Annotated in this window: 18 protein-coding genes; 12 read left to right on the top strand and 6 right to left on the bottom strand. The window is 48.2% G+C overall.

Annotated features, from left to right (window positions below):
• Positions 1-25 precede the first annotated feature (25 nt).
• From BUB52_RS05580 to BUB52_RS05595, 4 genes are all read right to left on the bottom strand, one after another.
• Positions 26-2,323, bottom strand: coding sequence for a TonB-dependent receptor (locus BUB52_RS05580; RefSeq protein WP_009121584.1), 2,298 nt, complete (start codon positions 2,321-2,323; stop codon positions 26-28).
• 235 nt (positions 2,324-2,558) lie between these two features.
• Complete coding sequence (queF, locus tag BUB52_RS05585; RefSeq protein WP_009121583.1) at positions 2,559-3,014, bottom strand: preQ(1) synthase; 456 nt, start codon at positions 3,012-3,014, stop codon at positions 2,559-2,561.
• Between the two features lie 80 nt (positions 3,015-3,094).
• Positions 3,095-3,775, bottom strand: coding sequence for a 7-cyano-7-deazaguanine synthase QueC (gene queC / locus BUB52_RS05590; protein ID WP_009121582.1), 681 nt, complete (start codon positions 3,773-3,775; stop codon positions 3,095-3,097).
• A gap of 92 nt (positions 3,776-3,867) precedes the next feature.
• Complete coding sequence (locus tag BUB52_RS05595) at positions 3,868-4,548, bottom strand: queuosine precursor transporter (protein WP_009121581.1); 681 nt, start codon at positions 4,546-4,548, stop codon at positions 3,868-3,870.
• A 176-nt stretch (positions 4,549-4,724) separates the two neighbouring features.
• On the opposite strand from BUB52_RS05595, the gene BUB52_RS05600 reads away from it, so the two are divergent.
• Positions 4,725-6,008, top strand: a complete 1,284-nt coding sequence (locus BUB52_RS05600) for a DcaP family trimeric outer membrane transporter (RefSeq protein ID WP_009121580.1) — start codon at positions 4,725-4,727, stop codon at positions 6,006-6,008.
• 100 nt (positions 6,009-6,108) lie between these two features.
• On the opposite strand, the gene BUB52_RS05605 is transcribed toward BUB52_RS05600, so the two are convergent.
• A complete protein-coding gene (locus BUB52_RS05605) occupies positions 6,109-7,443 on the bottom strand; it encodes an OmpP1/FadL family transporter (RefSeq protein ID WP_009121579.1) in 1,335 nt (444 codons plus the stop codon).
• A 416-nt stretch (positions 7,444-7,859) separates the two neighbouring features.
• Positions 7,860-8,975, bottom strand: a complete 1,116-nt coding sequence (locus BUB52_RS05610; protein ID WP_009121578.1) for a PDDEXK nuclease domain-containing protein — start codon at positions 8,973-8,975, stop codon at positions 7,860-7,862.
• A gap of 192 nt (positions 8,976-9,167) precedes the next feature.
• Between BUB52_RS05610 and BUB52_RS05615 the strand changes: the two genes are divergently transcribed.
• The 11 genes from BUB52_RS05615 (at position 9,168) to BUB52_RS05665 (ending at position 20,811) form a co-directional block, all read left to right on the top strand.
• Positions 9,168-10,169, top strand: a complete 1,002-nt coding sequence (locus tag BUB52_RS05615; protein ID WP_009121577.1) for a 2-hydroxyacid dehydrogenase — start codon at positions 9,168-9,170, stop codon at positions 10,167-10,169.
• Between the two features lie 91 nt (positions 10,170-10,260).
• Positions 10,261-10,965, top strand: a complete 705-nt coding sequence (locus BUB52_RS05620; protein WP_009121576.1) for a pirin family protein — start codon at positions 10,261-10,263, stop codon at positions 10,963-10,965.
• A gap of 80 nt (positions 10,966-11,045) precedes the next feature.
• A complete protein-coding gene (locus BUB52_RS05625; protein WP_009121575.1) occupies positions 11,046-11,777 on the top strand; it encodes an MBL fold metallo-hydrolase in 732 nt (243 codons plus the stop codon).
• A gap of 11 nt (positions 11,778-11,788) precedes the next feature.
• Positions 11,789-12,892, top strand: coding sequence for a DUF4468 domain-containing protein (locus BUB52_RS05630; RefSeq protein WP_009121574.1), 1,104 nt, complete (start codon positions 11,789-11,791; stop codon positions 12,890-12,892).
• A 32-nt stretch (positions 12,893-12,924) separates the two neighbouring features.
• A complete protein-coding gene (locus BUB52_RS05635; protein WP_009121573.1) occupies positions 12,925-13,302 on the top strand; it encodes a VOC family protein in 378 nt (125 codons plus the stop codon).
• 48 nt (positions 13,303-13,350) lie between these two features.
• The gene (locus tag BUB52_RS05640) at positions 13,351-13,539 is read left to right on the top strand and encodes a hypothetical protein (protein ID WP_009121572.1); all 189 of its coding nucleotides are present in this window, start codon (positions 13,351-13,353) and stop codon (positions 13,537-13,539) included.
• 245 nt (positions 13,540-13,784) lie between these two features.
• A complete protein-coding gene (locus tag BUB52_RS05645; RefSeq protein ID WP_009121571.1) occupies positions 13,785-15,116 on the top strand; it encodes a DUF3575 domain-containing protein in 1,332 nt (443 codons plus the stop codon).
• Positions 15,113-16,354, top strand: a complete 1,242-nt coding sequence (locus BUB52_RS05650) for a hypothetical protein (protein WP_009121570.1) — start codon at positions 15,113-15,115, stop codon at positions 16,352-16,354. Before BUB52_RS05645 ends, BUB52_RS05650 begins: the two co-directional genes overlap by 4 nt.
• 2 nt (positions 16,355-16,356) lie before the next feature.
• Positions 16,357-17,793, top strand: a complete 1,437-nt coding sequence (locus BUB52_RS05655; RefSeq protein WP_254302463.1) for a hypothetical protein — start codon at positions 16,357-16,359, stop codon at positions 17,791-17,793.
• 56 nt (positions 17,794-17,849) lie between these two features.
• Positions 17,850-19,208 carry a hypothetical protein gene (locus BUB52_RS05660; RefSeq protein ID WP_254302462.1) on the top strand — a complete coding sequence of 453 codons (1,359 nt, stop codon included), beginning with the start codon at positions 17,850-17,852 and terminating at the stop codon, positions 19,206-19,208.
• Between the two features lie 211 nt (positions 19,209-19,419).
• Positions 19,420-20,811, top strand: a complete 1,392-nt coding sequence (locus tag BUB52_RS05665) for a fimbrillin family protein (protein ID WP_039950524.1) — start codon at positions 19,420-19,422, stop codon at positions 20,809-20,811.
• The last annotated feature ends 6 nt before the right edge of the window (positions 20,812-20,817 follow it).

Here is a 20,817-nt window from a genome sequence, read left to right on the forward strand (position 1 = left end):
AATCGTTATTGATTTATTTATCAGCTTAATTACCGAAGTATACGCGTACCTTCCCATAAAATGCCCGTCCGGCTTTCTGCAGACTGAAGTTATCGTACAGTTTCTCATCCGTGAAGTTCCGGCACTCGAACGACAGGTTGTAGCGTCCGCCGTGGAGACTGTAAGAAAGGCTCAGGTTGTGTGAGAACTGGTTGGGAACCACATAGTCGCCTTTATTCGAACCGATTTTGGAAGAATAATAGGTAAAGCTATGCAAGTACTGATTGTCGTAGGATACGGTCAGCGCATTTCCCTTTTTCCCGAGATCGCGCCAGTAGAATGTCACGTCGGAATCGGCAAAGATATACGGCAGGTTGGGCATGCGTTCCTTATAGGCTATATTTTCCGCGCTGCCGGATATGGACGTTTTCATATTATCGCGTACATTCATCTGCGTAAAGTTACCGCCCACGCTCACCCATTTGCCAAAGCCGTAACGGGCGGAGATGTTATATCCTTTCGTCAGCACCTTTCCGTAGTTTATATAAGTGGCCGCGGATTTACCGCCGCTCAGGTCGGTGATGTTGCGCTGGATATAGTCTTTGGTGTTACGGTACACCAATCCGCCTTCCACATATACGGAATGCTTGCCGAAAGTCTTATTATAGCTCAGGTTCAGATTGATGTTATCGCTGTTCTCCGGACGGATGCCGATGTCTCCCATTTCCAAGTCTTCGTTACCGAACATTTCTTCGATAGTAGGCAGACGGTAGGCTTTTTCGTAGGACAGTTTGGCTTGCAGCCCCGGCAGGATGAAGTAAGTGCCCGCCGCTCCATACCCTATGGAACTTACGCTGCGGGTGGTACGCACATAGTCGTCCTGATTGGTATTGGTAGCCACCGGTCCGGCAACAAATTGATTGTAATACTTACCGAATACGGATAAGTTCCAGGTTTCGGACGGCATCAGGCGGTAAGAAAGACCGGAGATGTTCTTGCGGGTTTCCTTGGCGATGGCATCCGACTGCTCTTCTTTGGCGAGCAACGAAGTGTTGGAACGGCTGAAAGCATTCAACACGTGATTGAACGTCAGCATGTGTATCTTCCCGAGACGGTAGTTGGCCGTAAACGTACCATTCCAGTTGTTGTTATCGGCACGCGAGTGCTGGTAGGACTGCTCGCCGGGAGAGTTCAGCAGTTTCCTGTCTCCGTACCAGTTGTACTTATAGGAAGCAGTGTCCACGTTTGTCGTCAGGTTCTTGTTATAGTTCACGGTCAGCACCACATCCAGCCCTTTCGCAAACAGGTTGCGCTTGTTATACTCCAGCGAGGGCATCAGCGAGTGTCCCTTGCGGTGCTTCTGTCCGTACACTATGTCCTGACGCACACCGGTCTGTATATCCTGGTACATATTGGAATAGGTGAAACCGAACATCAGACGGTCGGCCCACTTCTTGTCGATAACGCCCACCTTGCCGATAATCGCCTCATTATGGTAGGTATCGTTGAAACGCTTTACGCGTACTTTCTTGTCACGGTCTATCCGGCCCGTTTCAAAGTCTTCCACCGGAGCGTCGATGTGATAGTCATTGTCCGAATAATTCTGGAACGCATTGATTTCGTACGTAAAACCGTTCTTAAAGGTCTGCCCGAAGTTTACGTTGGATTTATGCGTATTGAACGAACCGTAAGAGTAGGACGCATCCAGAAACCAGCGGCGGCGTTTCTTGTTCGTAACGATATTGATAACTCCGCCGATAGCATCCGTTCCGAAGCCCACAGGCACTACGCCTTTATACACTTCGATACGGTCGGCAAAATTCACCGGGATATTGTTCAGCCCGAACGAGCTTCCGACACCTTCCTGCGGAACACCGTCGATAAACACCTTTACGTGTTTCCCGCTGAAGCCGTCCAGCATGAGCTGCATGTCCGAACCTACCCCGCCCGACTCGCGCAATTTCATGCCCGGCGCTTTGGTCAGTGCGTCACTCAGGTTCTTCGTGGTGTTCTGCAGCTCTTTCGTATCCACCGCCACAGCATTGAATGCCGACCGCTTGATACGGCTTACGCCCGTTGACACTACCGTTACTTCATCCAGTTGCTGGGTTTCGGGAGTAATTGTGATATTCTGTTTCACCCTTTGCCCTCTGAGCAGCGTCACCGCTTTCTCTACGGTTTTATAGCCGACAGCCGACACTACCAGCGTATAGTCACCCGCAGGCGCACTTACATGATAAATACCTTCGTGATTGGTTATCCCCCCGTAACCGGTTCCTTTCAAGTAGACTGTCGCAAAATCCACGACTTCTTTCTCCGTAGACAGGATTTTACCGGAAATCATCGTTTTACCCGGCTTCTGCGCGTATGCAGAAAATGCACACGCAGACAGGAAGAAAAGGAATAGGTTTGATATAACTGTTTTCAATTTGAAATGATTATTAAGTTGTTACTAATACCGATGCAAAGATCATCAGAAAAAGAACACCGCACAATCACTTGTTTTAGGTAATTACATCAACGCTATTCTAAGAAAGTATCATACCCGCAATCGCTATTGATAGGTATATTCCATTATTTCATTCGCGGTTCATCAAGCGGTGTTCCGCCATTCGTTCGTATTTCGTTCCGGGACGTCCGTAGTTTGCGTACGGGTAAATGGATATGCCGCCGCGCGGGGTGAAGATTCCCGTAACCTCAATGTACTTGGGATTCATCAGACGAATGAGGTCTTTCATTATAATATTTACGCAATCCTCGTGGAAAGCGCCATGATTACGGAAACTGAAAAGATAGAGTTTCAGGCTTTTGCTCTCCACCATTTTCACATCGGGGATGTAGCTGATACGGATTTCCGCAAAATCCGGCTGTCCCGTTATGGGGCAAAGGCTGGTGAACTCCGGACAATTGAAACGCACCCAATAATCATTACCGGGATGCTTATTGTCAAACGCTTCCAATACTTCGGGGGCATAATCCTGCTTATACTCCGTTTTTCTTCCCAATAAGGAAAGCTGGTCTTTTAATTCGGTCATATTATCAAGTAGTTGAAATTTAGTTTATATCAGGGTTATCTATCATTCAGAGCGTATCTGTTTACTTAATTGATTTCAATTCATTTTCCAGGGATTAAAAGAGGTTGTCGCTTACCCGCCAAATACTTTTCCAATCCTTCTCTACGCAGCTTGCAGGCCGGGCAGTGTCCGCAACCGTCACCGGGTATGCCATTGTAGCAAGTCAGTGTTTCGTGACGAATCAGGTCGAGTACTCCCAACTCATCCGCCAATGCCCACGTTTCGGCTTTATCTATCCACATCAGCGGGGTGTGCAGTACAAACTGCCCGTCCATGGCAAGGTTGAGCGTTACGTTGAGCGACTTGATAAACGCGTCCCGGCAATCGGGATAACCGCTGAAATCCGTTTGCGACACACCCGTCACGATATGATCGATGCCTTTCTCGCGTGCATAGACAGCGGCAATGCTCAGGAAGAACAAGTTACGTCCCGGCACAAAAGTGTTCGGAACACCGTCTGCCGGCTTTTCCTTATCCATCACCATACCGGGGTCTGTCAACGAATTATGCCCCAACCGGCCAATGAAAGAAACATCCATCACTTCAAACTCCACTTCCGCTTTACGCGCTATCTCCCGCGCCAGCTCCACTTCCTTCCGGTGTTTCTGCCCATACAGGAAGCTCAACGCGTACACTTTCTTAAACTCACGCTTTGCCCAGAACAGGCAGGTTGTCGAATCCTGCCCACCGCTGAATACGACTAATGCAGCTTCTTTATTCATGATTGCTATTATTTATAAGAACAGTAGTCGGAAGTTGCGTCAAAATACACTTGATGATTTCTTTTCAGGCACAACCCCTTCCACACTTGATGTTAGATTTCAGTGATTTTCCACACTTTATAAGAGATTCCCTCATCATAGACATCACTTCCGTCTATCCTTTTAATGGCTTTCACCACCCGGATTGTCACCGGAAGAATCATTACCTCATACAGGGATTTCAGTACTATCTGAATGCACATCATCACCAGCAACTCCTGCCATGCGATAATGCCGCCAAAGGCTACCGGAAAGAATATCAGCGAATCGGCTGTCTCGCCCACCACCGTAGACCAGATGGCGCGTGCCGAAAAATGACGTCCGCCGCTCGCCACTTTCATGCGGCTCATCACATAGGCGTTGAGAAACGAACCTACCAGAAATGCCGACAGGCTTGCAACGACAATACGCGGCGCCATGCCGAAAACAAAGTTGAAATGAGGCGCTCCTTCCCAAAAAGGAGCGGCAGGCAAGGCCACGGCAATCAGCCCCAGCATCACCACAAAAAAGTTCATGGCGAAGCCGCTCCAGATAATCAGGCGCGCCTTACGAAAGCCCCATACCTCGGCAATACAGTCGTTGATGATATAAGAGACGGGAAACACTAACAGTCCGGCGGTAACGGTTATGCCGAAAACCTGAATGACTTTTGTTTCAAGGAGATTAGCCGCTATCAAACAGACATTGAACAGAATGCCCAGCAGCATAAAGGGTACAGATACTTTTTGCTTCATATTCCTGTTTTTTACGTGGTGTTCTAGAATACACGACCGCTATTCGCGGCATCATACATTTCAGTTTATGATTTCACTCTTGTTAAATCGGGCGCAAAGATACGCTTTCTTTCGGTGACCGCAAAACCATTTTAAATTTAAGTTGTTCAAAGCACATTCACCAAAACCTAACTTAAATGAAAACAATCTTAAAAGTAATGTTTCTGCTGTGCGGCGCAGGACTGTCGGCAGTTGCAGCCCACGCGCAAAAAAAAGTGATTATCGAAGACGAGTCTCCCAAAGGTGTCGTACTGGTCACCATAGACAAGGCGGGCGATGAGATAATCCGCATCATGAATGAGTCGCAACTGCCTTACATCCATGAACCGCAAGCTCCCCGCTTCCTGCTGACGGACAGAAAAGGCAAGTTCGCCCTGGGTATCGGCGGCTATGTACGCGCTACGGCGGAGTATGATTTCGGCGGCATCGTCGACAACATCGACTTTATCCCCGCCTATATCCCTGGTGGAAGCAAAATCAAGAACCAGTTTCAAATGGATGCCAGCACTTCCACCATCTTCCTGAAGCTGGTGGGGCATACCAAGATTCTCGGCGACTTCATCGTGTACACTGCCGGTAACTTCCGGGACGGTTCCAACAAAGGCTTCCAACTGCGCAATGCCTACGTGTCTTTTCGTGACGTAACGGTAGGTTATACCTATGGCGGTTTCATGGACTTGGGCGCACTGCCTTCCACTATCGACTTCCAGGGTCCCAACGGAGCCACCTTTTACCGTGCCACCCAAGTGGCATATACCTACAAGGGGCTGAAAAACTTCCGTTTCAACGCTTCCGTCGAAGTACCTTCCGTAGACGGTACGACCGACAGCGGGCTTGACATCGCGCAACAGCGTATGCCGGATTTCACCGCTTACGCACAGTACGGCTGGAACAGCAAAAGCCACTTGCGTGTGGGCGGACTTATCCGCAGCATGACGTACACCAGCACGCTGAGCGACAAGGCGCATGCCGTTACCGGATTCGGCGTACAGGCATCCGCCACCTTCAATGTAGGCAGGCAATGGCAGGTATTCGGACAGGCCACCTACGGAAAAGGCATCGGACAATACCTGAATGATATTAGCAACCTGAACGTGGACATCGTTCCCGATCCCGACAAAGAGGGGAAGATGCAGGCGTTGCCGATGCTGGGCTGGTATGCGGGATTGCAATATAATATCAGTCCGAAGGTGTTCCTCTCAAGCACATACAGCATGTCACGCCTTTATTCTGAAAACGGATATCCCGCCAACGAACCGTCTACGTATCGCTATGGACAATATTTCGTAGCGAACCTGTTTTGGAATGTCACTCCCAATATGCAGGTGGGTGCGGAATACCTGCGCGGATGGCGTACGAATTTCGATGATTCCACCAATCATGCCAACCGTATGAACCTGCTGGTGCAATATTCCTTCTGATTGGCGCAAGACTCTTTCTAATCTGTATAAAAACGAAGAAGGGGATGTATCCGTAACGGACATCCCCTTCTTCCATATATAAAGGTTGGATTATGAAATATCAGAAGCGATAGTCGATGCTCAGACCGAAAACTTTGTTGGTGCGGCTGTACACGTTGGTACCGGGCAAGCCTAAACCGTTGTAGTTTTGAGTGGTCTTTGTATAATCTTCATAGTTGGTCCACATATAGCCCACATTCAAGTCGGCTCTTTCCGAAAGCTGCAATTTTGCGCCTATACCCAAAGAGTAAGAATCGCAGGAGAAGCTGGTATCGGTCTGGTAGTTATCGGACAAGCCGTAATCGGTGAACTGTACACCGCCGCTCAGGGTCAGTCTTTTGATTACGTCCCATTCTATACCTGCCAGATACTCGTTCGTGCCTTTTGTCAGGTATTTCTGTTTGCCGTCGGCCATACCCGCGTTCTTGTCATCGTAGAAGTGGTACTCTACCGATGCGCGCAGCACGGGAAGGAACTCATAAGCAGCGGCTACCGAAAGCATGGCGGGAATATCGTTCGGAGTATTTACACCATGTTTGTAAGCTTCCAACTCGCTTTCGGGAGCGCCTACCATACGTAATGAGTTCAGTTTGGTATTATTTTCGATATTCAGGTTGGCTTTGAACTCGTATTTAGCGCCAATAGTCAGTTTGCCGAACTTAGCGTCCAAGCCGATAACCGGAGTAAATCCCCAACCGGTCTGGCTGCAATCCAGGTCGATGCCGATAAGCTCGGTACCAACGGGTATCGCTCCCCCGGCAGGCAAAGGCAGATTGACGGCGGCGCTGGCATTCAACGCACCCTTATAACCACCGGTAAAGTAGTTCATGCGTCCGCCCGCAAAAGCGGAAAGCCAATCCGTTATTTTATAAGTCAAACCCAGCTGTACGGAATAAATGTACTGCTTGCCGTCCATATAGCTGTTCAGCGAATAGGCATTACCCGGAATGCCTTGTTGACCCAATCCGCCTATTACCATGGCATCGAACATGGAAAGACCGTCGTCAAACGAAGCTTTTCCACCGCCACCGGTGATACCGAAGAAACCGGAGATAGTCCAATCACCTTTTTTATAAGCCGCAAATACGCTGGGGATAACAGGCGCCGACGCCTTACCCTCGTAATACTTATCCAAGCCCAAAGCATCGCATGAAGCATCGATATTTCTTGTTTGGAACGCACTCTGAATACTCAAGGACGTATAAAATCCGTCTTTCGGCAAAAAGGCCAGACCCGCAGGATTGGACAAAGCCGCATCCACGCCGGTAGTATTTGCACCACGGGATAACATACGAAGAAAAGCAGGGTGTTGATTTGTATTTGTCAGGAGACCTCCCGCAAAAGTTGGAATTGAAACGATTAGCATCGCAATGCTAATCAATGAAATTTTTCTCATCTAAATCTTTTTTATTGTTTTCGGGCGCAAAGGTACAATAATATTGCACATGAAAAACTGTTTTGTGCATTTAATTTATAACAAGTAAAGAAATTAATTGAAAAAATCAATAGTTTCTATTGAAACATTTAAGCAAATACTCAATATAGGGTGAGATACTCCTTGATTTATCACTGCCATAATTCAGCGAACAGCGTTTCCATAATGAAAGGAAAAGACCGCTAATCTTAAATCATTCCACCATGGGGTAAATTTCGTTCCATCATGGTGGAACGAAACTTTCTCCATGGTGGAATAAAACTTACCCCATGCCGGAACGATATAAGTAAGGCATGCTAAATCATTAATCTCCCGAAAGGGAAAAGAAGTGTTTACAACCGATTATTAATCAATGATGTGTAAGCACATCGTATTCATTATCTGTTTATTTCTAATTCTTTTTCGATTTCTTCAATCGTAGGCAGGCTGCCTCGGAAGTCTTTCGGCAAGGCTTGTCCCAACTCATAGTCGGAAATTCCGATTGGCTTTTGGATATCACGCAAGGCATATTCAGCCTTGATACGGTCTTTGCTCTTGCAAAGCAGCAGTCCGATAGTCCGGTTATCTCCCTCACGGCAAAGAATATCATCCACAGCGGAACAGTAGAAATTCAATTTACCGATATACTCCGGTATGAACTCGGTATCTTTTAATTCAATCACCAAATATCTGTGCAGAAACGCATTATACATCAATATGTCGATATAATAATCATCACCCGACACCTCTATGTGATACTGCCGACCCATAAAGGCAAAACCGGCTCCCATTTCCACGAGGAATTTCTCTACATGCTTCACCAAACCGATTTCCACATCACGCTCATTGTAGTGGTCGGTGAAAGTCAGCATATCGAATATATATGGGTCTTTGAGCATGAATTTTACATCGTCCGCTTCCGGTGCAGGCAGGGTTTCAGTGAAATTGTTTGCCAACGCTCCATGCTTGCCGTAATCATCAAGTCTGATGGCTTCTTGCAGATAGCGTGTCGTCCAATGATTGGTAATGCTTTGCACCATATACCAATACCGTGCGCGAATATCCTTGACCTGCTTTATCAGAACAAGATTATGCGTCCAATCCAGATACTTGATGGGAAGAGTAAAATTATATTCGTCTAATTGCGAAATCACTGATTTCGTAATTGGAGAAGCAGTTCCTTTCACCATCGTAAGTTCTTGATTATATTCGTTGAAGAACTGCACCATATATTGCATATTGCGCACAGTAAATCCTTTTATTTCGGAATAATCGTTCTTCAAATCCACAGACAACCGCTGCAAAGTTTTCTTACCCCAACCTTCATCATCTTGACTTTGCTGTAACATTTCACCAACGTCCCAATACATCCGAAGCATTTCCTCATTGGCTGCATAAATCACCCGTTGCTGTGCAATCAGTACCCTTTGCTTGATTTTGCGAAGCAATGCCGCATAACCACGAAAGTTATCCGCCAAGTTATCATTCCCTTTCATTTCTGTATTTTCAGCCATAGTCTTCTTTTGTTTATTTGCAAAGTTACTCTTTTGATTTAACTGTACATCAAAACCTTACGGTTATTTGAATGTATTTCTATATAGGTTATTTTTTCATCGAACTGTGATGAACCTGTCCTGAACCTTATTATCTTTATATGTGTTATTTATATCGGTAATAAGCGAAATATTCTAAAAACTTAAAAACTCATGGCATATACTATTGCATTCTTCGGCAGCAAGCCTTACGATGAGGCTTCATTCAATGAAAAAAACAGTGAATACGGTTTTGAACTCCGTTATTATAAGGGTCATCTCAACCTGAATAACGTGATACTGACACAAGGTGTGGACGCGGTGTGTATCTTTGTAAACGATACGGCCGACGCGGAAGTCATCCGGCAAATGGCGGCAAACGGAGTGAAGCTCCTTGCCCTGCGTTGCGCCGGATATAATAATGTAGACCTGAAAGCAGCGGCGGAAAACGGTATTACCGTCGTACGTGTTCCCGCCTACTCCCCTTATGCGGTGGCGGAATACACCGTTGCCCTCATGCTCTCCCTTAACCGGAAAATACCCCGTGCCACCTGGCGTACGCGTGACGGCAACTTCTCCCTGCACGGTCTTTTGGGATTCGATATGTATGGCAAGACGGCCGGCATCATCGGCACAGGCAAGATCGCCAAAAAATTAATCACCATCCTGCGCGGTTTCGGCATGAATATCCTTGCCTACGACCTGTATCCCGACTACAATTTCGCCCGTGAGCATCAGGTGGTATATACCACACTGGATGAATTGTATCACAATTCGGATATCATCTCCCTGCACTGCCCGCTCACAGAGCAGACCAAATACCTGATTAATGACTACTCTATCAGTAAAATGAAAGACGGCGTAATGATTATCAATACCGGCCGAGGACAGCTTATCCACACCAACGCCTTGATAGAAGGGCTGAAAAACAAGAGAATCGGCTCTGCCGGACTGGACGTGTACGAGGAAGAAAGCGAATATTTCTACGAAGACCAGTCGGACAAGATTATCGATGACGATACGCTGGCGCGCCTGCTGTCATTCAATAATGTAATCGTAACTTCCCACCAGGCATTTTTCACCCGTGAAGCCCTTGCCAATATCGCATCCACTACCCTGATGAATATAAAGGACTTCATGGAACACAAGAAACTGGAGAACGAAGTAAAACTGTAAAAAGCCATTTATGGAACATTAATCATCCACGGCTCAAACTTTCCGGCACGATTGCTTGTTACATACAGATAAATCACTAAAAAGAAAGATTATGAAAAAAGTAATAGACAAAGCCGAAAGCCGTGGACGTTCTTTATATGACTGGCTCGACAGCCACCATACATTCAGTTTTGACGAGTATTACAATCCCCGTCGCATGAACTTCGGCGCCCTGCGTGTACTGAACGACGACCGGATAGCTCCGGGCAAAGGCTTTGGCACCCACCCGCATAAGAATATGGAGATTATCTCCATCCCCCTGAAAGGTAAGCTGAAACATGGCGACAGCAAGCAAAACAGCCGTACCATCACCACAGGCGATATTCAGACCATGAGTGCCGGTACAGGTATCTACCACAGCGAAATGAACGGAAGCGATACCGAACCGGTGGAATTTCTCCAAATCTGGGTAATGCCCGAAAAACTGAATACCCCGCCCGCCTATCAAGATTATGACATCCGCCCCTATCTGCACAAGAACGAGCTTGCGCTCATCGTATCTCCCGACGGGAATGCTCCCGCCAAGCTGCTGCAACAGACATGGTTCTCCATCGGAGAAGTCGAGGCCGGAAAGAAGCTGGGCTATCACCTGCACCAGTCGCACGCCGGAGTGTACATCTTCCTCATAGAAGGCGAAATAAAGGTAGACGGCACGATACTGTCCCGTCGCGACGGTATGGGAGTATACGAAACCGGCAGCTTTGAGTTGGAAACTCTGAAAGATTCGCATATCCTGCTGATTGAAGTCCCCATGTAAGACTTTTGCATAAAATAACAGCTAAACCGGAAGTTTGTGTAGCGTTTTTTGTAATATTGCGCTATAATTGAATCCGTACAATGAAACTTGATTATATCTACCATAGCGGCTTTGCGATTGAAGCGGACGGAGTGACGGTCATTATCGATTACTACAAAGACTCCTCGGAAGAGGAGCCGAACCGGGGAATCGTACACGACCGTCTGTTAAAGAAACCGGGGATACTCTACGTACTCTCCTCGCATTTCCACCCCGACCACTTCAACCGCGAAGTTCTTTCATGGAAGGAAGAACGCCCCGATATCCGGTATATCTTCTCCAAAGATATTCTGAAACACCGGCGTGCAACGGCGGAAGACGCCACCTATATCAATAAAGGCGACGTCTGCGAGGACGGGCATATCCGTATCGAAGCCTTCGGCTCCACCGATGTAGGCATCTCCTTCCTGATAGACTTACAGGGCGTCCGCCTGTTCCATGCCGGCGATTTGAACAACTGGCATTGGAGTGAAGAATCCACTCCCCAGGAAATACGCAAAGCCGAAGGCGACTTTCTTGCAGAAGTGAAAACCCTGCGACAAAAGGCTCCTCAGGTAGATGTAGCCATGTTTCCGGTGGACAGCCGCATCGGAAAAGATTATATGCGCGGTGCGGAACAATTCGTGGAACGAATAAAAACCACTATATTTGCACCTATGCACTTCAGTGAAGATTATCAGGGCGGCAACGCATTCCGTACTTTTGCCGAAAGCGAAGGTTGCCGTTTCCTTACAATCTCCCGCCGGGGTGAGAGTTTTGACATTACTAAATAAAACATAGCATTATGAAAAATTTGACACAAGTTCTTGTTGCACTGTTCTGCCTTTGCATGCCCGCCTTGCTGCACGCGCAAAGGGACGACAGCAAATATCTGGCCGGCGCCGTTCCGGAAGTGGACGGCAAAGTGGTATTTACCAAAGATTTCAGCATTCCCGGCATGTCTCAAGATACAATCTATTCCCGTCTGCTGAAATGGATGGACGCGCGTTTGGCGAAGAATGAGAATAACAGCCGCGTGGTTTTTTCCGACAAGGAGAAAGGACAGATTGTGGGCATGGGCGACGAATGGATTGTGTTCAGCTCCACGGCATTGTCACTGGACAGAACAAAAATTCTTTACCAGCTCACCGTTACCTGCCAGCCGGAGAAATGCATCTTTGAGGTGGAGAAGATACGTTTCAACTACCGCGAAGGGAAAGAAAAATATACCGCCGAAGAGTGGATTACCGATAAGTACGCACTGAACAAGTCCAAAACCAAACTGGTGCGCGGCCTTGCCAAATGGCGCAGAAAGACGGTGGATTTTGTAGATGACCTTTGCGTGGGCGTGACCGAGGCTCTAAGCGCCACTGTTGCCAAAGCTCCGGCAGAGGAAAAGAAAGAGGAACAGAAACAGAAAGAGACAAAAGCACTCGTCAACTCCGGCACAACGGTGATTACTCCCAAGACGCAGGTAACGGTAGAGACTCCCCAAACCGCTACGGCACCGGTTACGGTGACCGCACCTCAAACGAATGCGCAGGTTGTGCCGAACGCCTATAAGGAAGTTGCGCCGAACGCCATACCCGCCAACGCCATCCAAACCGGAAACGGCAAACTGGTTATCGTGATTGGCGAGGAACCTTTCAACATGACCATGATGACCGCCAATGCCGGCGGCTCGTTAGGCAAAATAGCAGGCGACAAGCCGGTAATCTTCACCATCCTGTCACCGGAACAGCCTTACGAACAGATGGAAGCAGCCGGGAACTATACCGTACGCTTCTACCCCAACGGGCAGACAGAGCCTTCCGTTATTCTGGAATGTAAGAAAGTTCCGTCACAAGCTCCGATAGAAGGCATGCCGCGCACATACATAGGCGAAATCCTGAAAGCGAAAATTAAATGAACCGATAATGTAAACCTAAATAAGTAACAGCAGTGGAAATAAAAAGCAAATTTGACCATTTTAATATAAACGTCACCAATCTGGAACGCAGTATCGCTTTCTACGAAAAAGCGTTGGGACTGAAAGAACATCACCGGAAAGAGTCGTCGGACGGCTCTTTCACGCTGGTTTATCTCACCGACGGCAGCACAGGCTTCCTTTTGGAACTGACCTGCCTGAAAGAACATCCCCAAGCCTACGAGCTGGGCGAGAATGAAAGCCACCTTTGTTTCCGCGTAGCCGGAGACTACGAGGCGATCCGCCAATACCACAAAGAAAACGGCTGGGTGTGTTTCGAGAATACCGCGATGGGGTTATATTTCATCAATGACCCTGACGATTACTGGATTGAGATACTACCGACCAGGTAAGTATGCGATATACCCCGATTTTACATTAATACTTAATACATCAACAACGTGAGTATAGAAGAAGCAATGATGGGCGGTATTGTTTTCAAAGGCAAGAAAGACAAGCCTAAAGAAGACAACAAGGTCAAGACCAAAGCCAAAAAGAAAACCTATATCACCGGGCTGCATGGTTCCGGTGCGGCGAAAATGAAAGCCGAAATTCGCAAGAAACGCGCAAACAGGCATAAAGGAAAGTAAAAATAATTTTTCAGGTAAGAAGGTGTAAGTTCTCTCAAACAGAATTTACACCTTCTTTTCTTTATATCATACTCACCCGCATCACGAAAAACCATTATAAAATTATGCAATCCAAACGGTTTTTAGGCATATCACACCGGAAAAGCCCCCCGTTAATGAAAGAAAGTTAACAAAAAACTTTGTTTTTACGTTCTTAGTATATATTTTTGATGCCGCAAACAAACAAATAACATTTTAAAAAGAAAGTGATTTTATCACAAGAGCATAAAAAAAAGCGCTACTTTTTTTTATCCAGAAGGATTGTAGTGTGTTTTCTTATATCAATAACTTTGAATAGCACCCATGCTCAGGTACAACGCGGCAAGAAAGACGATGCGAAAGCAGAATTGATATCTTTCAAAGACCGCTGGGGTATCAAGACGAATGCTGTCGACTGGTTATTGACCGTCCCCAATATTGGCGTGGAATTCGACTTAGGCAACACTATCCGAAACAAACACACCATAGGCGCCAATATAAAGTGGAACTGGAATACCTCGCAAAAGTACACCCCATCCCTTATTTTCAATGTATTCGACGCACGGGTAGAGTGGCGGCAGTATTTTCGTACCCGTAAAAGAGGCGGCATCACCAAAGACGCCAATCTGATGACACGCCTCAAGGAAACCGTATTCACCACGCAACGCAAGAATCCCCGTCAGGAACGCGCTTACTACTGGGGCGTATACGTCAACGCCGCCAGCTACAACTTCAAAATCGGCAAGGAAGGCAGGCAGGGTAACGCATACGGAGCCGGTATCAGCGTGGGCTATACCGCTCCGCTCTACGGTTACCGCAATAATTACATCGACCTGGAATTAGGCGGTTCCGCCGGACTGCTTTATACCTCGTACGATGTTTACACCCATGATGCGGAGAGCGGCTGCTACCCTCGCATAGCGGAGAAATGCAAGGGCGGGCACATCGTACCGTTCCCCCTGATAACGGATTTGCGCGTAGCTTTCGTCTACCGGTTCATGTCGGCGGGCAGCAAGTACAAAGAATCGGTCTACCGCCGTGTACAGTTGCGCGACTTCGCCCGTCAGGCGCTCAATGAAAAGATAAATAAGATGCGCGAGCGTATCGACTCCATCAACAACGCGATACGGAAACAGGGTTTCAGCCGTCCGGACAGCCTGCTCGGTAAGGAGGAACTGAAACAATGGAAGCTGATGCAGCAAGAGCGCAAAGAACTTGCCGCAAAGGAGGCCACCGACAAGCTGCGCAAACAGGTGGCCGACTCCCTGGGCATACAACTGAGCGACACGCTTACTTCCGAACAGGAGAAGACCCTGCGCAAGGCGCTGAAAGTACGTGAAGAACAATTGAAGCGGAAAGCCGAAACGCAAGATTCCACCAAGCTCGGCAAACGCGCCGCCAGAGAGGCAAAGCAGTCCGCCCAAGAGAAGAAAGAGAGGAAAAACAAGAAAGACTCCGGAAAAAAGAAGAAAAAGGACGGAAAGCCGGAAGCCGCGGCCGTCAAAGAGGAAAAAGGAGATGCCTCCGGTGAAGCTGCAAGGAAGGAGGATGAAGGATGAAGAACAAGACACTGACATATCTTGTCCTCAGCCTGCTGTGCTGCATGTCCGCCTGCACCTCGGTAGACCTCTGTCCGGAAGCGGAACACCCGCATATCACCGACATGCGGGTACGCCTCAACTGGGGCGACATCAGCAAAGATGAGATTCCGGCAGAGATGCACATCGTGGCAAGCCGTATCATAAACACCTGGCGTACCCACGGCATCGTAGACACATCCGCAGACCCTGCCACAGACAATAATATCACTCTGCAACAAAGCTCTTCCGACAGCGGAACAGCCGTAACCGCCGCTTCCTCTTTTTACCTGCGCGGCGGCGAGTACAACATATTCGTTATCAACGAGCAGTATGCAGACACCCCCGTACAAACGGATGAAACGAAGCCCACTCCCATCATCAGCATAGACAATCTGGACAATTACATCCACGACAACCGGATAAGCGTAAAAGACCTGTATCTGCAAATCAGCAGCATGGGCGACGAGAAGCCCGGTATCGTAGAGGGTAACGACCTGCCCGACTTCAATCCCGACGACGAGTACCTCAAGGAGGTAAAGTCCCCCATCTTCTATGCGGTACAAAAGAATATAAACATCCAAACCGGGCAACCCACCGTTATGGAATTCGATATGCAACGTATCAGCCAGCGCATCAATATCATCTTCAACATCCGCACCGAGGGAAATATCAAAAAGGAAGACCTCTCCGCGCCCATCATCGAACTGTCCGGAACTTGCGGACGCTTCAATATCTCCGACGCCTGTTTGGACACCACCCGCCTATACCGGACGGTACATCAGGTGCAACCGGACGAATTTACGCAAACCGGCGAAGGCACTTACCGATGCGCAGTCCATTTCCATACCCTCGGCATCATCCCCAGCGCGGCCAAAGGACATCTCAACGGGCCGGGCATCTTACAAGTGGCCTTGCAGGTGTCCACTCCCCAGTTGGACGCCGCCGGAGCACCGGTACTGGATGCGGATGGCAATCCCGTCAAGAACAGCCGTTACATCTACGGCGCCATCAATCCTTATGACGAGCTGACCGCGGCACAGCTTATCGAAGTGCGCAACAGCAAGACCTACCTGCGTTACAGCAAAGAAGACGTGAACATCGAGATAACAACTCCTTTGGTGATAAAGGCCGATAAGATAGTACCCAACGACACCGGTATGGGATGGCAGCCCCACGACCCTTCCAATCCGGATGACGACATAATAATAGAGATATAACCATGAAACGCCTGACATATAGTAATAAGATACATAGGCGGAAACGCCGGCATATGCTTGTCCTGCCCCTATGGTGTATGTTGCTGCTTGTTGCCAGTTGCGGTAATCTGTACACCGGTGACGAATCGCTTTACGACCCGAATCATCAGGACAACGAGGGCGACCGGACACAACTGCCCGTCATGGTAGCCTTCAGCGACCCTATATATAATGTACTGACGCGCGGTTCGGGAGTGCTGAACCCCACGGACGAAACGAATTTTGGCCAACGCATATCCGACGGAACATTCTTTGTATACGCTTTCCGGCGCGACAACCCCAACGGCATGACCTATGCCCATCGGCGGGCAGAGGATGCCGACCGCCGTTATTGCCTTATCGACGGCAGCCTGGACGAAATTTCCGCCGAAGAGTGCGCCGCGCTGGGACTTACCGCCGAACAATGCAAGCTGCACGGCAAACGGGCAGCCTATGCCGGAAACGGCTCGTTCATCAATTGGAAAAGCTCCGGCTACATTCCCTATTATAACTTGCAGGAAGAATTCGACGCTTTCAACTTCTTCGCCTATTACTACGACAATGCAAAAACGGGCGAAGTAAAGCGTGAAGCAGACCGTATCTGCTTCGATGTCACGGTAGATGGTTCGCAAGACCTGATGTGCGCCGCGGCTTCCGACCTGAAAACGCTGATAGAGGATGTGGAGAACGGCCAGAAAATCGCCGCCGATTACAGCGAGCAGGCCGACCGGCTGAAACAGCTTGGCGCCGACGAACGTCAACTGATGCGCAGTTGTTACTACGGCACCTACACGGCACGCCGAAATATCTGGCCTATCATCCGCATGAAACATCAACTGTCGTACGTCAAGCTGAAATTCTACCCCGCGAGTAAAAGCACGGAAGACATCGTTTACATTACGGGTGTCTGGATAGAATGCGTCAATAAGGGCGTTTTCACGGTAGCGGCATCAGACCCCGCAAACATAGGCGTCTATTTCCCGGCAGACGGAGAACGGGGCAAGATACCTGCACGCGATGCCGATGGGAAAGAAATTCCCTGGACCGATGCCGACGGGAACTCCCTCTACCCTATGCAGGTGAAAGAAGAAGACGCAAACAAGGAGGTAAACCAGCGTCCGGCGACAGACGGCGGCATATTCCTGCTACCGCCGGGCAACAATGCCAAACTCCTAATCAGCACGGTGTATTATCCCAACGACACTGCAAGCGAACCTTACGCCACTACTTTCAGCTATGATTTAAAGGATGCCGTGTACAACAAAGACGAGAACGGCGCCTACCTCTCCAGTGGATTTATGGGCGGACGCGAATACAGCATCAGCGCCTACATATACGGACCGCAGGATATAAAACTGAACGTACAGGCTGCCTCGTGGGTGAACGGTGGGGATATAGAGATAGGAGAGGATGAATTATAAGAGCAAACAAACAGAGATTTATATATTTTCTTTTATTAATTAAATTTTAAATGATTATGAAAAAGCAATTTTTCTATGCAGCAATGGCTCTTGCAGTAATGAGCAGCTGTTCAAAGGACAATGATCCGGGTAATGGTAATCCGGAAGAAAGTAACGACCGCGCAGTGATTGCATTAGGCGTGGATGCTCCTGCTGTGACAGCCAGTACCAGAGGTACAGGTTCGGTAGGAGATGTAGATGGCGTCAACAACAAGTGGGATAGCCAACGGCTGTATATTCACATGGTAGATAAAGAGACCGGATTAGAGGCTGAAGAAGCTGACGGCACAAAAATCTTTGATAATACGGCGCTTGAGTTCAGAGCACCGAGAAAAGATGCGGCAGATGATAACATCAGAATTTACCAAACCGGCTCAATAACCGATGATAAGGGTACCATTCAATATAAGTATTACCCAACTAACGGAACCTATACATTCTATGGGTATCACGTTGATGATGCAGCTCATGATGATGCAACTATTACAGCAGATACAAAAACCGTAACGGGCGTTACAATTAATGGTACTCAAGACTTGTTATCTGCAAAAACCATTGCATTGCGAACTGAAGATGCAACGGAAACAGACAGTCCGTATTATGACTTCGCTACTCACTTACCAACCAGTGACACATGGGCTAATTTGGTTCAAAACTACCAGTTCGGAGCACGTACTGCCCGCAATAATATTATTCCTGTCCTGAAATTCACTCACCAATTAGCACGCTTAAAGTTTTTTGTAAGAGCCGGCGATGCCAAAGCGGCAGCAAAGAAATGGAATACAGGTACAAGCCAATGGGATGAGAATGCTGACGGCGCTAACAAACTGGGTATGCAAGTTACCAAAATTATGCTGACAGAAATGGTTAGCAAAGTAGATATGGATCTTGAAAACGGTACCTCTGCAAAGAATGGTGATGCAACAGATAATTTTACTGTATGTCAAAAGAATGCGGTAACAGGTCAATTGGAAGCTATCACATCTGTAATTCCTACATATCCTCATGGAAACGCAAATATACCTTCCAGTGATCCGGACAAGAACGGAACACCAATAGGAGAACCCGTATTATTCTTCCCCGACGGAGACGTAACGTTATCTATCGACCTTAAACAATATGTAGTAGATACGGAAGACGAAAATAATGGCGGAACCAAGACCTATAAAGAAGTAACAAAAGAAGGGCAAAAGTTAGTTGTTTATCAAAACAAGATAAACACAGATGCAGCAGACGGAACAGATACATTCAAACCCGGTTATTCTTATAATGTATACATCACTATCTATGGTCTCCAAGACATCAGAGTCAGTGCAGTCCTGACCGCATGGGAAGAAGGCGGTGATATCAATACCGACATCGAGGACGGAAAATAAGAGCCTGCCCCTCTAACGAAGACAGCCCTTGACACAATCCAACTACCAACGGGTGGTACACTAAATACCAACCGTTGGTACTTGCAATACCAAAGCGTGGTACGGGAAGTACCAACTGTTGGTATAACGAATACCCAAGCATGGTACGAGGAATACCATTCGGGGAACATCAGAGAAGAACGATATGTTTAACCAATTACTCACTACAATCATGAAAAAGAACTTATGGATTCTGGCGGCCGCCCTTTGCATGACAGCCTGCTCGCAAAACGAGGATATCATAATAGAGCAACCTGTTACCGACAGCGACTTCGAGTCGCCGGACGGACGCCTCATCATTCAATTAGGGGGAATAGAATCCCGCATAGGAGCCAGCGTAGGCGTAACACGCGCTCCGCTGGACAAACTGTATGATGACACCGACGGCGCTACCACCCAATTAGGAATCTTCGCCCTTGCCACCAATGACGCTACAAACAACACCGTCATTACCGATGCCAACCGAACAGCCGCATGGGGCGACACGGACAATTACGGCATTCTGTTGAACAACGTACAGGCAGCTGTAACCGCCTGGCCTCAACAAGGCGGTACGGACGAAAAGCCGGACGGCTTGGAAAACGACAAGGCGCAGAAGATTACATTATATAAAGATAATGCCGCAAACGGTGTCTACTACTATCCGATGCAAAAGAAATACGACTATACTTTCTACGGCTACGCCCCCTATCAAGCCGACCAAACCATCAGCGCCGCAAAGCCGGAAATAAGTTTTACCGAATTCGACGGCTCGCAAGACATCATCTGGAAAAACGCCGCTGCCGCCCCGATAGCTCCCGGCTCCATCTACCTGAAAGACGGCGTAACAAACGATACCGAGCTGACCGGCTACAATGCCCGGTACATCCGCCAGTTGAAGTATCACTTTGAGCTGAATAAGACGCCCCACGATAAGTCGGACTACCCGTGGATACCCAACATCAACTTCGAGCACCGGCTGGCACAACTGCGTTTCTCCGTGATTCCCGCAAGCGACCAGTCCGAAGCGGACAGAACCGCCGTTCAAAACATGAAAGTGAAAAACATCACCATCAAATACCACGGTACAACCGCCACCCTCAACATTCTGACCGGCAAGCTGACCTTTACCGACAACGGTTCCCTGCTGATGAGGGAAGCCACCGACGACGGCAACGGAAATATCGCTTTCACGAACGAGAATGCCGACGGAACAGCCGAAGTTCCCAAAGACATTTACGTCCAGAAATACGAGAACGGACAATACACGCTTGGCGGCGTATCAAGCCCAGCCCCGTTGGTGCAAGGCTATCTGATGGTGAAACCGGATATGGAACAATTCCTGATGGACGTTACCATCATGGCTCCCGACGCCGGCGGAGTGCCCCAAGACCTGATTGTGCACGACATCCCCGTCAACGCCCCCACTCCCTCTGCCGATTTGAATAAAACCGACAAATTATTCTATGCCGGCTATTACTACAACGTGCGTATCGGCATCTACGCCACCCAGCAAATCAACGCCACCGCCACTTTGGCCACATGGAAACCGGGCGGTGATCCCGTAGACGTACCCATCGAGTAAAAGCGG

Source organism: Bacteroides clarus YIT 12056, from assembly GCF_900129655.1.
GTDB lineage: Bacteria > Bacteroidota > Bacteroidia > Bacteroidales > Bacteroidaceae > Bacteroides > Bacteroides clarus.

Excerpts from the sequence above, each read along its gene's own strand:
- BUB52_RS05650 (WP_009121570.1), top strand. The coding sequence starts at position 15,113 with ATGAAGAACAAGACACTGACATATCTTGTCCTCAGCCTGCTGTGCTGC.
- BUB52_RS05660 (WP_254302462.1), top strand. The coding sequence starts at position 17,850 with ATGAAAAAGCAATTTTTCTATGCAGCAATGGCTCTTGCAGTAATGAGC.
- BUB52_RS05580 (WP_009121584.1), bottom strand. The coding sequence starts at position 2,323 with ATGATTTCCGGTAAAATCCTGTCTACGGAGAAAGAAGTCGTGGATTTT.
- BUB52_RS05625 (WP_009121575.1), top strand. The coding sequence starts at position 11,046 with ATGAAACTTGATTATATCTACCATAGCGGCTTTGCGATTGAAGCGGAC.
- BUB52_RS05600 (WP_009121580.1), top strand. The coding sequence starts at position 4,725 with ATGAAAACAATCTTAAAAGTAATGTTTCTGCTGTGCGGCGCAGGACTG.
- BUB52_RS05610 (WP_009121578.1), bottom strand. The coding sequence starts at position 8,975 with ATGGCTGAAAATACAGAAATGAAAGGGAATGATAACTTGGCGGATAAC.
- BUB52_RS05665 (WP_039950524.1), top strand. The coding sequence starts at position 19,420 with ATGAAAAAGAACTTATGGATTCTGGCGGCCGCCCTTTGCATGACAGCC.
- queC (WP_009121582.1), bottom strand. The coding sequence starts at position 3,775 with ATGAATAAAGAAGCTGCATTAGTCGTATTCAGCGGTGGGCAGGATTCG.
- BUB52_RS05630 (WP_009121574.1), top strand. The coding sequence starts at position 11,789 with ATGAAAAATTTGACACAAGTTCTTGTTGCACTGTTCTGCCTTTGCATG.
- BUB52_RS05655 (WP_254302463.1), top strand. The coding sequence starts at position 16,357 with ATGAAACGCCTGACATATAGTAATAAGATACATAGGCGGAAACGCCGG.
- BUB52_RS05605 (WP_009121579.1), bottom strand. The coding sequence starts at position 7,443 with ATGAGAAAAATTTCATTGATTAGCATTGCGATGCTAATCGTTTCAATT.
- BUB52_RS05595 (WP_009121581.1), bottom strand. The coding sequence starts at position 4,548 with ATGAAGCAAAAAGTATCTGTACCCTTTATGCTGCTGGGCATTCTGTTC.
- queF (WP_009121583.1), bottom strand. The coding sequence starts at position 3,014 with ATGACCGAATTAAAAGACCAGCTTTCCTTATTGGGAAGAAAAACGGAG.
- BUB52_RS05615 (WP_009121577.1), top strand. The coding sequence starts at position 9,168 with ATGGCATATACTATTGCATTCTTCGGCAGCAAGCCTTACGATGAGGCT.
- BUB52_RS05620 (WP_009121576.1), top strand. The coding sequence starts at position 10,261 with ATGAAAAAAGTAATAGACAAAGCCGAAAGCCGTGGACGTTCTTTATAT.